A 13,913-nucleotide genomic window follows, 5' to 3' on the forward strand; every position below is an offset into this window, starting at 1 on the left:
GCAAACCCTCGTGGCACCGGTCGGCGGGCCCGCGCGCCCTGCCGGGTGAATGCTGAGCGAATCATGGGCCCAGGACCGACGGTACGTCACACCTCGGACGCCGCCGCACGATAGCTTTTCCCCGTCGAACCAGTGGCTCTTTCGCTCGCCCGGCTCCACTCGGGTGGCTTCCGAACTTCACATCACGTCACATACTGTCCCTTTTCCGGAGATTAACCCCCGATGCTGTTTACTGATGACAACCTCGGGAGCCGGCCGGGAAAAGGCGGTACGGGCGCGAGGCCGCTGGGGAAGGCGAACCTCGTCCCACACTGGAGGTCCCGGTGACGACACGTGGAGTCCTGTACGTTCACTCCGCACCGCGCGCGCTCTGCCCACATGTCGAATGGGCAGTGGGGGGTGTCCTCGGTGTGCGGGTCCAACTCGACTGGATCAGACAGCCGGCCGCGCCCGGCACCTGGCGGTCCGAGTTCTCCTGGCAGGCCAGACCCGGCACGGCGTCGAAGCTCGCCTCCGCGCTGCGCGGCTGGGACCTGCTGCGCTTCGAGGTGACGGCGGAGCCGTCACCGACCGCGGAGGGCGAACGCTACAGCTCCACGCCCGAGCTGGGCATCTTCCACGCCGTCACCGGCATGCACGGCGACATCCTGGTCCCCGAGGACCGGCTGCGGGCCGCGCTGGCAAGGTCGGTGCGCGGGGAGACGGACCTGGCGGCGGAGATCGCCAAGCTCCTGGGCAAGCCGTGGGACGACGAACTCGAATCCTTCCGCCACGCGGGCGAGGGCGCGCCGGTGCGCTGGCTCCACCAGGTGGTGTGACTCCTCCGGGGCTCAAACGCCGGCGAAATCAAGCCCCTCCGGCGATTGAGGAGCGGGGGTCCGGGGCGGTGCCCCGAGAAAGCCTGAAGCCCGCCTCCCCCAGGGGGAAGCGGGCTTCACGCGTACGGCGGGAAAAGGCTCACACGCTGCGGAACGCCAGCACCACGTTGTGGCCGCCGAACCCGAACGAGTTGTTGATCGCGGCGATCGGACCCTCGGGCAACGGGCGCGGCTCGGCGCGCACGATGTCCGCCTCGACCGCGTCGTCGAGGTTGTCGATGTTGATGGTCGGCGGAGCCATCCGGTGGTGCAGCGCCAGGACCGTCGCCACGGTCTCGATGCCACCCGCGCCACCGAGCAGGTGCCCCGTCATCGACTTCGTCGCGGAGATCGCGACATGGTCGAGGTCGTCGCCGAGGATCTTGCGCAGAGCCTTCAGCTCCGCGACGTCGCCCTGCGGCGTGGACGTCGCGTGCGCGTTGAGGTGCACGACCTCGGACGGCTTGAGGTCCGTCTGGTCCAGCAGGTTCTGCATCGCGGCGGCGATACCGCGACCCGTCGGCTCGGGCTGGGCGATGTGGTGGGCGTCGGCGGACAGCCCCTGGCCCAGCACCTCGCAGTAGACCCGGGCGCCGCGCGCGGCGGCGTGCTCCGCGGACTCCAGGACGACGACGCCGGCGCCCTCGCCGAGGACGAAGCCGTCACGGGCGGTGTCGTAGGGGCGCGAGGCCTTCTGGGGCTCGTCGTTGCTCTTGGACATCGCCATCATGTTGGCGAACGCGGCGATGGGCAGCGGATGGATGGCCGCCTCGGTGCCACCGGCGAGGACCACGTCGGCGCGGCCGGTGCGGATCATCTCGACGGCGTACCCGATCGCCTCGGCACCCGACGCGCAGGCGGAGACCGGGGTGTGGACGCCTGCCTGGGCGTTCACCTCGATACCCACGTTGGCGGCCGGGCCGTTGGGCATGAGCATGGGCACGGTGTGCGGGGAGACGCGGCGTACGCCCTTCTCCTTCAGCACGTCGTACTGGTCGAGCAGGGTGATGACGCCGCCGATGCCGGAGGCGATGACCGACCCCAGCCGCTCGGGCTGGATCTTCTCGTCCTCACCGGCCTTGCCGGTGAAGCCCGCGTCCGCCCACGCCTCCCGGGCCGCGATCAGCGCGAACTGCGCCGAGCGGTCCAGCTTGCGGGCGAGCGGGCGGGGCAGGACGTCGCCGGGGTCGACGGCCGCGAGGGCCGCGATCCGGACAGGCAGTTCGGCGAAACGTTCGCCCTCAAGAGGCTTGACGCCGGAACGGCCGGCCATCAGACCTTCCCAGGTCGATGCGGAATCGCCACCCAGCGGAGTGGTTGCGCCGATACCGGTGACGACCACGGTGCGATTGGTCGAGTTCACTGGAAAATCTTCTCCACGTGTAGAGGGTCGTGAATCAGCGGCGCCACCGCCGGGTGGCGACACACGAACCGGCTGGATCAGGCCTGGTGCTTGAGGATGTAGGAGGCGGCGTCGCCGACCGTCTTGAGGTTCTTGACGTCCTCGTCGGGGATCTTGACGTCGAAGCGCTCCTCGGCGGCGACGACGACCTCGACCATGGACAGCGAGTCGACGTCCAGGTCGTCCGTGAAGGACTTGTCCAGCTGGACGTCCTCGACCGGGATACCGGCGATCTCGTTGACGATCTCGGCGAGACCCTCGATGATCTCTTCCTGCGTGGCGGCCATCTTGGCGCTCCTTCGGTGTATATCTGCTGGGTTCGGGCGTCCGGGCGAAAAGACCCGGTGTGCCTAGGGGAGGGTAACGACCGTCGCGGCGTAGACGAGACCCGCCCCGAAGCCGATGACGAGCGCGGTGTCGCCGCTTTTCGCCTGACCGGTCGCCAGGAGCCGCTCCATTGCGAGCGGGATCGAGGCGGCGGAGGTGTTGCCGGTGGTCTCCACATCACGGGCGACCGTGACGTGCGCCGGCAGCTTCAGGGTCTTCACCATCGAGTCGATGATCCGCATGTTGGCCTGGTGCGGAATGAAGACGTCCAGGTCTTCCGGGGCGATCCCGGCCGCGTCCAGCGCCTGCTGGGCGACCTTCGCCATCTCGAAGACGGCCCAGCGGAAGACCGCCTGGCCCTCCTGCGTGATGGCGGGGAACTTCTCCGGCCGGTCGGCGTGGAAGGTGTCCCACGCCACGGTCTGCTTGATCGTGTCGGACTTGTCGCCCTCGGAGCCCCAGACCGTCGGGCCTATGGCGGGCACCTTGGACGGGCCCACGATGACGGCACCGGCGCCGTCGCCGAACAGGAACGCCGTCGCGCGGTCGCTCAGGTCGGTGAGGTCGCTCAGCCGCTCCACGCCGATGACGAGCACGTACTCGGCGGAGCCCTCGACGATCATGCCCTTGGCGAGGGTCAGGCCGTAGCCGAAGCCCGCGCAGCCGGCCGAGATGTCGAAGGCGGCGGGCTTGCCCGCGCCGACCCGGTGGGCGATCTCGGTGGCGATGGCCGGGGTCTGCTTGAAGTGCGAGACGGTGGAGACGACGACCGCGCCGATCTGCTCCGGGGTGATCCCGGCGTCGGCGATGGCCTTTCCGGACGCCTCGACCGACATCGCGGCCACGGTCTCCTCGTCGGAGGCCCAGTGGCGGGTGGCGATGCCGGACCGGGAGCGGATCCACTCGTCGGAGGAGTCGATCGTCTCGAGGATCACCTCGTTGGGCACGACACGGGTGGGGCGGTAGCCGCCGACACCCATGATCCGTGCGTACGGGGCGCCCTGGCTGGGCTTGATCTTCGACATGCTCTCGGGCTCCTTAGGCGCCTGCGTGCTCAGCGATGAGCGCGCGGGCCGCGTCGAGGTCGTCGGGGGTCTTGAGCGCGAGGGTCTTCACACCGGGCAGCGCACGCTTGGCGAGACCGGTGAGCGTGCCGCCGGGGCAGGCCTCGATCAGTGCCGTGACGCCCAGTTCCTTGAAGGTCTCCATGCACAGGTCCCAGCGGACCGGGTTCGCGACCTGGCCGACCAGCCGGGAGATGATCTCCGCGCCCGTGGCGACGGCCTTCCCGTCGGCGTTCGAGACATATGTCACGGCCGGGTCGGAGACGTCCAGGGCGGTCGCGGCCTGGCGGAGCTGCTCGACCGCGGGAGCCATGTGGTGCGTGTGGAAGGCGCCGGCGACCTTGAGGGCACCACGCGGCGCACACCCTCGGGCATGTCCTCGGTGAGCGCGGTGATCTGCGCGGCGGTGCCGGCGGCGACGATCTGGCCCGCCCCGTTGACGTTCGCCGGGGTCAGACCCAGCTTCTCCAGGTGCGCGACGGTGACCTCGGGGTCGCCGCCGAGCAGCGCCGCCATGCCGGTCTCGGTGACCGCTGCGGCCTCGGCCATGCCGAGCCCGCGGGTACGCACGAAACGGAGGGCGGCCTCCTCGCGGATGACTCCGGCGAGAGCGGCTGCGGTGATTTCGCCAACGCTGTGACCTGCGACGACACCCGGAGAGGCGTCGAGCGCGGCAGCGGACAGCAGACCTGCGGCGACCAGGAGGGGCTGGGCCACCGAGGTGTCGCGGATCTCCTCCGCGTCGGCCTTGGTGCCGTAGTGGGCAAGGTCGAGCCCGATGGCGTCGGACCAGGCCGCGATGCGGTCGGTGGCACCGGGGAGGTCGAGCCAGGGAGTCAGGAAGCCGGGCGTCTGAGCGCCTTGGCCGGGAGCGACGAGTACGAGCACCCTCACACTCTCTCTTGTGAACGGTCCGGAACGCCCGTGGGGACAGGGACGAAGAACCGTATGGGGAATTGTTGATGTCCGACAAAAGTCTAGGACTGGGGATCCCTGTCGGCCAGACGCCCCAGGATCAGGGCGATCCGCAGCGTGAACGCCGACCGCACATCGGAGGGGGACCACCCGGTGACGTCAGTCACACGTCGGAGCCGGTAGCGCACGGTGTTGGGGTGGACGAACAGCATCCGGGCGGCGCCTTCGAGACTGCTCGCCTGTTCGAGATACACACTCAGCGTCTCCAGGAGGGCAGAACCCGCTTCTTCGAGCGGTCTGTAGATCTCCTCCACCAACTGATCCCGCGCGGCCGGGTCACCCGCCATCGCGCGCTCCGGCAGCAGATCGTCCGCGAGTACCGGCCGCGGGGCGTCCTGCCAGGCACTGCCCGCCCTCAGTCCCGCGGCGGCCGCCTGTGCGGACCGGGTCGCCGCCAGCAGGTCGGGCACCACGGGACCGGCGACGACCGGCCCCGCCGCGTACGGGCCGATCAGCGCCTTCGCGACCTGCAGCGGGTTGTCGCTGCCGCCCGCGATGACGACCAGCCGGTTGCCGAGCACGCCGGTCAGGACCTGGAGCTTGGCGTGCCGGGCGGCCCGCCTGATCGCTTCCACGGTCAGTTCGCTGTCGCCGTCGGGGGCCGTGCCGAGCAGCACGCAGACGTGCTCGGGGGAGTTCCAGCCGAGCGCGGCGGCCCGGGACACGGCGCCTTCGTCCGCCTCCCCGGAGAGCACCGCGTTCACCACGAGCGATTCGAGCCTGGCGTCCCAGGCGCCACGCGCCTCGGCGGCCTGGGCGTACACCTGTGCGGTCGCGAAGGCGATCTCGCGCGCGTAGACGAGCAGCGCCTCGCGCAGCACCGACTCGTCGCCGGGCGCGGCGACTTCGTCGATCGCGGCCTCCATGACCTCGATCGTCGTACGGACCATCTCGACGGTCTGCCGCAGCGTGATCGCCCGGGTCAGCTCGCGCGGAGCCGTACCGAAGACATCGGTTGAGATGGCCTGCGGGGTCTCCGGATGCCGGAACCACTCGGTGAAGGCGGCGATGCCGGCCTGGGCGACCAGGCCGATCCAGGACCGGTTCTCCGGTGGCATGGCCCGGTACCAGGGCAGCGACTCGTCCATGCGGGCGATCGCGTTCGCGGCCAGCCGGCCGGAGGACTGCTCCAGCCGCTTCAGGGTCGCGGCATGCAGATGGGCGTCGTTCGCGGCGGGCTGCTCAGGATCGGGTCGGGGCACGGAGACAAGACTGCCCTATCCGGACGGCTGCCCGGAGGGGCGGGGCGGCCCGCGGGTCGTACTGCCGGGTAGCGGTCCGGAGCCGGGGCGCCGGCAGGCCGGTGCGGGCTACCGTGGGCGGGTGATCTCCGTACGTCGCTCGGGCGACCGCTTCAGGGGCGGGGACGAGGCGGCCGGCATCGACTCCCGCCACTCCTTCTCGTTCGGCACCTTCTACGACCCCGACAACCTCCGCTTCGGCCCGGTCCTGGCCTGCAACGAGGAGCGGCTGGCACCAGGCGCGGGCTTCGACGAGCACCCGCACAGCCACACCGAGATCGTCACCTGGGTGGTCGAGGGCGAGCTGACGCACGACGATTCGGCCGGTCACACCACGCGCGTACGGCCCGGGGACGTCCAGCACCTCAGCGCGGCGTCGGGCGTCCGGCACGTCGAACGCAACGACGGGGAGGAGCCGCTGACGTTCCTTCAGATGTGGCTCGCACCGCTGGAGCCGGGCGGCGAGCCCACGTACACGACCGTCCCCGGCATCGCCGACTCCACCCCCTACGCCCTGCCGGAAGCGGGCGCGATGCTCCATGTGCGCCGACTGGCCGCCGGGGAGCGGACGGCGGTGCCCGACGCGCCGAAGGTGTACGTCCACGTGGTGGCCGGACAGGCGCGGATCGGCGACGCGGAACTCGCGCCGGGCGACTCGGCACGGATCACCGCGGAAGTGGGTCTTGAGCTGGTCGGAGGCGCGGGCCCGTCACAGACGCTGATCTGGGAACTGCCGGACTGAGGCGCCGGCCCGAGCCGGTCACCGTCATCGCCGACCGATCGGGCCGGCCGCGGCGACCGGATACCTCGCGCACGGGGAACCGATCCCCGGGGCAGGCGGCCGGTCACCAGTCGAAGCCCTCCAAGTCCTCTTCCGCCGCCTTGCGGTAGCCGACGATCACGTCACCGTCGAACTCCACGAGGTAGAGGTCCTCGTTCTCCAGCCCGCACGGCTTGCACCATTCCGGATAGCCGGGGATCTCGAAGCGGCCCTGTCGCGGGGCCCCCTTGGACCTGTCCGACCACGCGATCGAGTCGCCGACGCGGAACCTGTTCAGCCACACGTCCCCGAAATGGAACTGGATCACCATGTCCGCCTGCGATCCGCACCCGGGGCACGGCGACGGTGCGGCGACGAAGAGCCGGTCGTACACACCCATGTCTCAGGGCCTCCCGTTGGTGACCGGCCCCTGACCGGGTTCCGGTTCCCGCCGCCACATCGACCACATCGGCGGCCCGGCCCGAAACGTCATCTCCTCGTGCACGGCGAAACCGTGCCGTTCGTAGAACGTCAGGTTGCGACGGTTGCTCGACTCCAGGAACACCGGACGCCCGTCCGCGTCCGCCTGCTCCAGCAGCCCGCCCAGCACCTGCGACCCGCGCCCCGTCCCGCGCGCGTCGGCGTGGGTGCCGATGTACTCCACGTACCAGTGCGCGGGACCGGCCGGGTGCCGGTGCTCCAGTGCGAGCAACCGCCCGCCCATCCTGGGCAGCTGACCCCGCCCGGCTCGTAGCAGGGTGCCCGCGTTCCGCAGCAGGTGGCCCGCCGGCAGATTCCACTGTCCGGGCTCGGCCCACACCGCCGCCACCGTGCGGTCCGGGTCGGTCCACACCCGGCCCGCCGGGACCTGCTGGGCGAGGTGTGCGGTGAACAGGAGCCGCAGTCGCCGGTCCCGGTCGCGTGGCATCAGCCAGGACCAGACGGGGTCCTCGGCGTAGGCGCTGGCGAGCACGGCGGCGAGCGCCGGGACGTCGGAGGCGGCGGCACGCGCTATGTCGGTCATGGCCGGGGAGAGTATCGGCCAATCGTGATCTCCGACTACCGGATCGGCCCGCCCTGTTGGCATGTTTGCGTCAGCGAGACCCCCCACCCGGCAGCACGGCGAGAGATCATCTGCCGGTGTCTCAGGAGTACGGCCACGGTTCGCCCGCCGTTCGCCCCGGCGGCCTAGTTTTCGCAGGCACGCGCCGACGTGCGCCCCGGAACCACTCTCCCCCAGAGGTCCCCCTGATGACAGTCACAACCAACGCCGAAACCGCCGCGACCCCCGGCAGCGAACCCCGCATCTCCCGGCGCCTGATGCTCCAGGCAGCCGCCGTCACCCTGGGCGCGATGGCCGCAGGCCCGGTCGCCGAAGCGGTCGCCGGGGCACAGGCCGTCGCGGCCGAATACCACCTGCCCGACGGCTTCAACGGCGACATCTCCGACCTCAAGCACGTGGTGATCCTGATGCAGGAGAACCGGTCCTTCGACCACTACCTCGGTCAGCTGCCAGGTGTGCGCGGACACCACGACAAGCAGGTCCTGAGGTTCCAGGACGGCACCGACGTCTTCCAGCAGCGCGACGCCGCCGGCACCATCGTGACGCCCGCCGTATCGACCGCCACCTGGAGCGACAACCACGCCTTCTACGGTGCCAACGGCGGGCGTTGGGACACCTGGGTAAAGGACAAGGGCGACCACTGCATGTGGTACTACACGCCCGACTACATGCCCTGGATGTACTCGCTCGCCTCCCAGTACACCGTCTGCGACATGAACTTCTGCTCGCTGCACGGGCCGACCATCCCGAACCGCTACTACCTCATGACCGGTTCAGGGGGCGGCGAGGTCACCAACGCCAACCAGAACGACTACAGCCGCGGCTGGACCACGGTCCCCGAGCAGCTCCAGCAGGCCGGCATCGACTGGCGGGTCTACTCCGACAACAGCGGCAACGGTGTCCGCGGCAGCCTCCAGAACGGCTACGTCGGCGAGTACGGCTGCAACGTCACCAACAGCTTCAAGGCCTTCGACCCCCGCACGGCCGCGCCGGGTGACCTCGAACCGGGCACCGGCAAGATCTGGAAGGCCAACTCCTTCGTCTACGCGGGTGCCACCACGCCGAACGACGACTCCGAGGCGAACCTCGACGCGGTCCTCCGCGACCTGATCGCGGCCTGCGAGCCCGGGGCGGAGCACCCGCTGCCCGAGGTCTCCTGGGTGGTGATGCCCGCCGCGTGGAGCGAACACCCGGGCTTCGACACCGTCCACGGTGAGCGCTACATGAACAAGGTGCTGAAGACGCTCCAGAGCAACGAGGACATCTGGAACCACACCCTGGTGATCATCACCTACGACGAGAACGACGGGAAGTTCGACCACGTCCTGCCCCCGCGCCCGGAGCCGGGCACCGCGGGTGAGTTCTCCGGCACCACCCCGTACGGCTTCGGCCCCCGGGTGCCGATGCTGCTCGTCTCGCCGTGGACACGCGGCGGCTACGTCGCCTCGGAGGTGTTCGACCACACCTCGACGGTGAAGTTCCTGGAGACCTGGGCCGCCACCCTGGGCAAACCGTTCACCTGCCCGAACATCACCGAGTGGCGCCGCTCCGTCGCCGGCGACCTGACCAGCGCGATCGACTTCGCGCACCCGCGCCCGGGTCCGGTCGTCATCGCCGACCCGGTCACCGGCACCCCGCCGAGACCGCCGCGGGACCGGATGGAGCCGCGCGGCCTCTCCTTCCACCCGCACGCCACTTTGACCGAGGACCGCGCCGCCGGCACGGTGACCGCGTCCATGACGCTGGCCGGCGGTCCTGCGGGCAAGGCGGTGAGCCTCCAGGTCTTCCCCGACCGGTACCTCGCCTTCGACAACACCCCGTACACGGTGAGCGCGGCGACACCGCGGGCGTACACCTGGGATGCGACGAAGACCGACGGCAAGTACGCCTTCTCCGTCTACGGACCCGACGGTTTCCTGCGCTCCTTCGCCGGACAGCTGACCCCCGAGAGGGAGAGCGAGGGCGGAGGCAGGAAGCGCGTCGGCATCCCGCGCGTCGACGCGGAGCTGATCAGGGGCAGGCATGCCGTGGTCGGGCTGCGGCTGCACAACGACGGGCGCCACCCCGTCCGTTACACCCTGACGGCCAACGACTACGACGGCGGCACCCGCCGGTACACCGTGCACGGCGGCTCCTCCACCGTCGTGCACTGGCCCACCGAGCACGGCTACTACGACGTGGTGCTCACCGCGGACACCGGGACCGGCTGGACGCAGCGGTACGCGGGCCGCGTGGCGACCGTCTGAGGCGACAGAAGGGGGCCGGGACGACGTGGCCGTCCCGGCCCCCTTCCCCGTACGAGCCTCAGAGCCCGGCTACGAAGCCCCGCCAGGCATCGGCCCCGATGACGACGACGGGCCCGGAGGGGTTCTTGCTGTCACGGACGGGGACGGAGGCGGCGCAGCCGGTTGCCACCTCGACGCACTCGCCGCCGTTCGTTCCGCTGTACGACGACTTCCGCCAGCGTGTTTCTGCTGGCTCATGACTGGTTTCCATACTGTTCCTCCATCACACGAGCAATCAGCATCGCCGAGTCCTCGGGGGAGAGGGCTGTAGCTTGAAGTCGAGCGTAGCCGACCGAACGCTCTTTGATCACGGACGGGTTGGCGGTCATATGGCCTTGGTCGTAGCTCTCCACGTAGAAGAGATCCGGGTCGTCCTCGAACCGCAGCAGAGTGAACGACCCCATCATTCCCGTGTGCTGGCCGACTTCGAACGGCAGCACCTGGAGCTGCACCCAGGGGTCGTTCCGGTAGTCCAACAGCCGGCCGAGTTGTTCGCGCATGACATCCCGCCCGCCAACTTCCTGGAGCAAGGCGGCCTCGCTCAGGACGATCCACAGTGCGGGCGGGTTCTCTCGCTCCAGAATCCGCTGCCGGTCCAGCCGCGCGGCCGACATTTCGTCGATCTTGTCCGGGTGGTCGACACCGAGGAGGGCCCGCGCATAGCTCTCCGTCTGTAACAGCCCGTAGACCAACTGCGCCTGGTACGTCGAGATGTACGCGGCCTTCGCCTCCATGTCCGCGTACGGCTGGAACCAGGTCGGCAGTTGGCTGCGCAGGACCAGGCCCATCAGGCGGGAGAACACCCCGTCCGTGCCGAGGGCCGCGTCCACCCGTTCCGAGAAGTCGCGGGTCGGGACCTTCTTCGTCGTCTCGATCTGACCGACCAGCGACCCCGTACAGAAGATGATCTCGCCCAACTGGCCCTGTTTCAGGCCGTGGGCCTCGCGCTGGCGGCGCAGCTCCCAGCCGTAGTAGTCCAGTGGGGAGGCGCTGGGGTCGAGTGACTGGACGTTGGCCACGGCAGGGACCTCCGGTGTGCAACGCCTCGCGGCGTTCGGTTCCGTACGTAGCCGAGCGTAGTCATCCGCTCGCACGATGGTGGCATGAATCACCTCACCGCTCCCGGGCCGAGTCCGAAGAGCCCGTCTACCGCGCCGACTTCGCCATGGGCGAGCACTCGGCCCGGCATCTGCGGCGCATCCTGCGCCTCTACCTCACGGGGTGGCGTCTGGAGGGCGTGGCCGACGCGGCGGAGCTCGCGCTCACCGAGCTGGTCGCCAACGTCGTGCGGCATGTCCCCGGCCGCCGCTGCCAGACGTTCATCTTCCGGCTGCCGGGCGGCGAGGGGGTGCGCGTGGAGGTGGCGGACGGCTGTCCGGCGCTGCCCGTCGTGGGTGAGGGGGGCCTGCTCGACGAGGGCGGCAGGGGGTTGCTGCTGGTGGACGCCGTCACGGACAAGTGGGGCGTGGAGGAGCGGCGGGACGGCGGCGGCAAGACGGTGTGGTTCGAGTGCCTGGCCGCCGCACCGGTCACTGCGCCAGCTCGGCCAGCACCGCGTCCGTGAACGGGGTCCAGGCCTCGGCCGCCCACGGCCCGAAGGCCCGGTCGGTGAGGGCCACGCAGGCGGCTCCCGCCACTGGGTCGATCCACAGGAACGTGCCCGACTGCCCGAAGTGGCCGAAGGTCGCGGGGGAGGAGTTGGCGCCCGTCCAGTGCGGCGACTTGGAGTCGCGGATCTCGAAGCCGAGGCCCCAGTCGTTGGGGTTCTGGTGGCCGTAGCCGGGCAGGACGCCCTTCAGGCCCGGGTGCACGACGGTCTGTGCCGCGAGCACCGTGCGGGGGTCGAGCAGGCGCGGGGCCTGGACCTCGGCCGCGAACCGCACCAGGTCCTCGACGGTCGAGACGCCGTCGCGGGCGGGCGAGCCGTCCAGCGTGGTCGAGGCCATGCCAAGGGGCTCCAGGACCGCCTGGCGCACGTACTCCGGGAACGGGATGTCGGTGGCCTTGGCGATGAGGTCGCCGAGCACCTCGAAGCCCGCGTTGGAGTACAGCCGCCGGGTGCCGGGCGGGGCCGTCACCCGGTGCTCATCGAAGGCGAGGCCGCTGGTGTGGGCGAGCAGGTGCCGGACCGTCGAGCCTTCGGGCCCGGCCGGGTCGTCCAGCTCGACCGCGCCCTCCTCGTACGCCACCAGCGCCGCGTAGGCGGCGATCGGCTTGGTGACGGAGGCGAGCGGGAAGCGGTGCTCGGTCGGACCGTGCCTGCCGAGGACGGTGCCGTCCGCTCGTACGACGGCTGCTGCCGCGGTGGGCACGGGCCAGTTCTCGATGATCGCCAGGCTCTGCATGCGTACGAGACTAGGTTCTGCGAGGCCGGCGCCGAAACCCGCACCCGGTTTCACTTGCCTGGAGTGCACTCGAAGGTTTTAGCGTAGAGGTATGACGGTGATGGAGACCACTTCGACACGGACCGACATCTGCGTATCGGCACCCAAGGCGCACCCGCGCCCCGAGGGGCGGGACCAGTACACGATCAGCGAGGTGGTCGCCTTCACCGGGCTCACCGCCCACACCCTGCGCTGGTACGAGCGGATCGGCCTGATGCCGCACGTGGACCGGTCGCACACCGGTCAGCGGCGCTTCACCAACCGTGACCTGGACTGGCTCGCCTTCGTCGGCAAGCTGCGGCTGACCGGCATGCCGGTCGCCCACATGGTCCGTTACGCGGAACTGCTGCGCGAGGGCGACCACACCTTCGAGGAGCGGCAGGAACTGCTGGAGGCGACCCGCCGCGACGTGAGGACGCGGATAGCGGAGCTCCAGGACACCCTGGCCGTCCTCGACCACAAGATCGATTTTTATGCGGGCGCCCGACGGGCGCCGGAGAGGCCCAGTACCTGATGACTGACAACAAGATCGCCACCGTGGAGCTCGGCAGGGGCGGCCCGCAGGTCGGCGTCCAGGGGCTCGGCTGCATGGGCATGAGCGAGTTCTACGGCGACACCGACGAGGCGGCCGCGCGCGAGACGCTGGAAACGGCACTGGCGGCGGGCGTCACGCTCTTCGACACGGCGGACATCTACGGCAGCGGCGCCAACGAGACGTTCATCGCCCCGTTCGTCGGCGCGCACCGGGACGAGATCACCCTCGCCACGAAGTTCGCCATCGAGCGGCGGGAGGACGACCCGCACTACCGTGCCGTGCGCAACGACCCCGCCTACATCCGCCAGGCCGTCGAGGACAGCCTGCGCCGGCTGAACACCGATGTCATCGACCTGTACTACATGCACCGCCGCGACCCGTCCGTGCCGCTCGCCGAGTCCGTCGGCGCGATGGCCGAGCTGGTACGGCAGGGCAAGGTCAAGCAGCTCGGGCTGAGCGAGGTGACCGGTGCGGAGCTGCGTGAGGCGCACGCCGTGCACCCGATCGCCGCCCTGCAGTCCGAGTGGTCGCTCTTCAGCCGGGACGTCGAGCGCAGCGCGGTGCCCGCAGCCGTGGAGCTCGGGGTGACCTTCGTGCCGTACTCGCCGCTCGGCCGGGGCTTTCTGACCGGGGCGTTCGCGGACGCGGGCAAGGACCTGGCGAAGAACGACTTCCGGCAGTTCCAGCCGCGCTTCACCGGTGACAACGCGAAGACGAACGCCGCGCTGCTGGAGCCGGTGCACAAGATCGCCGCTGCGCACGGGGCCACCGCCGCCCAGGTGGCGCTCGCCTGGGTGCAGCAGCGCGCCCAGGTGCACGGTCTGGCCGTGGTGCCGATCCCGGGCACCCGCAAGAGCAGCCGGCTGCTGGAGAACGTCGGCGCCACCCGGCTCACGCTGACGGCCGAGGAGCTGGCGCTGCTGGAGCCGATCGCCGCCAAGGTCGCGGGGGACCGTTACCCGGACATGAGCTCCACTTCCGCGGCCCGCGAGTAGGGGCTGCTCCGGTCCGGTCCCGAGC

The 13,913-nt window shown here is 70.3% G+C and carries 15 protein-coding genes and 1 pseudogene; 6 read left to right on the forward strand and 10 right to left on the reverse strand.

Translation table 11 applies throughout. The features are described 5' to 3' along the window. Positions 1-323: 323 nt before the first annotated feature. Complete coding sequence (locus tag LNW71_RS23050; RefSeq protein WP_250969964.1) at positions 324-818, forward strand: DUF3145 domain-containing protein; 495 nt, start codon at positions 324-326, stop codon at positions 816-818. Between the two features lie 139 nt (positions 819-957). Here the strand turns inward: LNW71_RS23050 and fabF are convergent, their stop codons facing one another. The 5 genes and pseudogenes from fabF to LNW71_RS23075 form a co-directional block, all read right to left on the reverse strand. Continuing rightward, the gene (fabF, locus tag LNW71_RS23055; protein ID WP_250969965.1) at positions 958-2,220 is read right to left on the reverse strand and encodes a beta-ketoacyl-ACP synthase II; all 1,263 of its coding nucleotides are present in this window, start codon (positions 2,218-2,220) and stop codon (positions 958-960) included. 77 nt (positions 2,221-2,297) lie between these two features. Next, positions 2,298-2,546 (reverse strand): acyl carrier protein, encoded by a 249-nt coding sequence (locus tag LNW71_RS23060; protein ID WP_250969966.1) that lies wholly within the window; start codon positions 2,544-2,546, stop codon positions 2,298-2,300. 63 nt (positions 2,547-2,609) lie between these two features. Next, entirely contained in the window at positions 2,610-3,611 is a 1,002-nt protein-coding gene (locus tag LNW71_RS23065; protein ID WP_250969967.1) for a ketoacyl-ACP synthase III, read from the reverse strand. Positions 3,612-3,624: 13 nt separating this feature from the next. Then, positions 3,625-4,538, reverse strand: a pseudogene (locus LNW71_RS23070) (ACP S-malonyltransferase). A gap of 89 nt (positions 4,539-4,627) precedes the next feature. Beyond that, the gene (locus LNW71_RS23075; protein ID WP_250969968.1) at positions 4,628-5,827 is read right to left on the reverse strand and encodes a helix-turn-helix domain-containing protein; all 1,200 of its coding nucleotides are present in this window, start codon (positions 5,825-5,827) and stop codon (positions 4,628-4,630) included. 121 nt (positions 5,828-5,948) lie between these two features. Here LNW71_RS23075 and LNW71_RS23080 point away from each other — a divergent pair, with 121 nt between their 5' ends. Further along, positions 5,949-6,608: a pirin family protein gene (locus tag LNW71_RS23080; RefSeq protein ID WP_250969969.1), complete on the forward strand. Its 660-nt coding sequence runs from the start codon at positions 5,949-5,951 to the stop codon at positions 6,606-6,608. 103 nt (positions 6,609-6,711) lie between these two features. Here the strand turns inward: LNW71_RS23080 and LNW71_RS23085 are convergent, their stop codons facing one another. Further along, positions 6,712-7,026, reverse strand: a complete 315-nt coding sequence (locus LNW71_RS23085; RefSeq protein ID WP_250969970.1) for a hypothetical protein — start codon at positions 7,024-7,026, stop codon at positions 6,712-6,714. Between the two features lie 3 nt (positions 7,027-7,029). Then, positions 7,030-7,650, reverse strand: coding sequence for an N-acetyltransferase (locus tag LNW71_RS23090; protein WP_250969971.1), 621 nt, complete (start codon positions 7,648-7,650; stop codon positions 7,030-7,032). A gap of 227 nt (positions 7,651-7,877) precedes the next feature. On the opposite strand from LNW71_RS23090, the gene LNW71_RS23095 reads away from it, so the two are divergent. Then, on the forward strand, positions 7,878-9,935 hold the full coding sequence (locus tag LNW71_RS23095) for an alkaline phosphatase family protein (RefSeq protein ID WP_250969972.1): 2,058 nt from the start codon (positions 7,878-7,880) through the stop codon (positions 9,933-9,935). A 58-nt stretch (positions 9,936-9,993) separates the two neighbouring features. On the opposite strand, the gene LNW71_RS23100 is transcribed toward LNW71_RS23095, so the two are convergent. Together LNW71_RS23100 and LNW71_RS23105 are read right to left on the reverse strand one after the other, a co-directional pair. Beyond that, entirely contained in the window at positions 9,994-10,185 is a 192-nt protein-coding gene (locus tag LNW71_RS23100; protein ID WP_250969973.1) for a DUF397 domain-containing protein, read from the reverse strand. Next, positions 10,169-10,993 carry a helix-turn-helix transcriptional regulator gene (locus tag LNW71_RS23105; RefSeq protein ID WP_250969974.1) on the reverse strand — a complete coding sequence of 275 codons (825 nt, stop codon included), beginning with the start codon at positions 10,991-10,993 and terminating at the stop codon, positions 10,169-10,171. Before LNW71_RS23105 ends, LNW71_RS23100 begins: the two co-directional genes overlap by 17 nt. Positions 10,994-11,139: 146 nt before the next feature. Here LNW71_RS23105 and LNW71_RS23110 point away from each other — a divergent pair, with 146 nt between their 5' ends. After that, positions 11,140-11,538, forward strand: coding sequence for an ATP-binding protein (locus LNW71_RS23110; RefSeq protein WP_250969975.1), 399 nt, complete (start codon positions 11,140-11,142; stop codon positions 11,536-11,538). On the opposite strand, the gene LNW71_RS23115 is transcribed toward LNW71_RS23110, so the two are convergent. Beyond that, positions 11,504-12,319 carry a serine hydrolase domain-containing protein gene (locus tag LNW71_RS23115; RefSeq protein WP_250969976.1) on the reverse strand — a complete coding sequence of 272 codons (816 nt, stop codon included), beginning with the start codon at positions 12,317-12,319 and terminating at the stop codon, positions 11,504-11,506. The two genes, LNW71_RS23110 and LNW71_RS23115, sit on opposite strands and share 35 nt — an antisense overlap. Positions 12,320-12,410: 91 nt before the next feature. On the opposite strand from LNW71_RS23115, the gene LNW71_RS23120 reads away from it, so the two are divergent. Together LNW71_RS23120 and LNW71_RS23125 are read left to right on the forward strand one after the other, a co-directional pair. Next, on the forward strand, positions 12,411-12,872 hold the full coding sequence (locus tag LNW71_RS23120) for a MerR family transcriptional regulator (protein ID WP_250969977.1): 462 nt from the start codon (positions 12,411-12,413) through the stop codon (positions 12,870-12,872). Then, on the forward strand, positions 12,872-13,888 hold the full coding sequence (locus tag LNW71_RS23125) for an aldo/keto reductase (RefSeq protein ID WP_250969978.1): 1,017 nt from the start codon (positions 12,872-12,874) through the stop codon (positions 13,886-13,888). Before LNW71_RS23120 ends, LNW71_RS23125 begins: the two co-directional genes overlap by 1 nt. Positions 13,889-13,913: the final 25 nt, after the last annotated feature.

It is taken from the genome of Streptomyces sp. RKAG290 (assembly GCF_023701695.1).
In the GTDB taxonomy this organism is placed as follows: Bacteria; Actinomycetota; Actinomycetes; order Streptomycetales; family Streptomycetaceae; genus Streptomyces.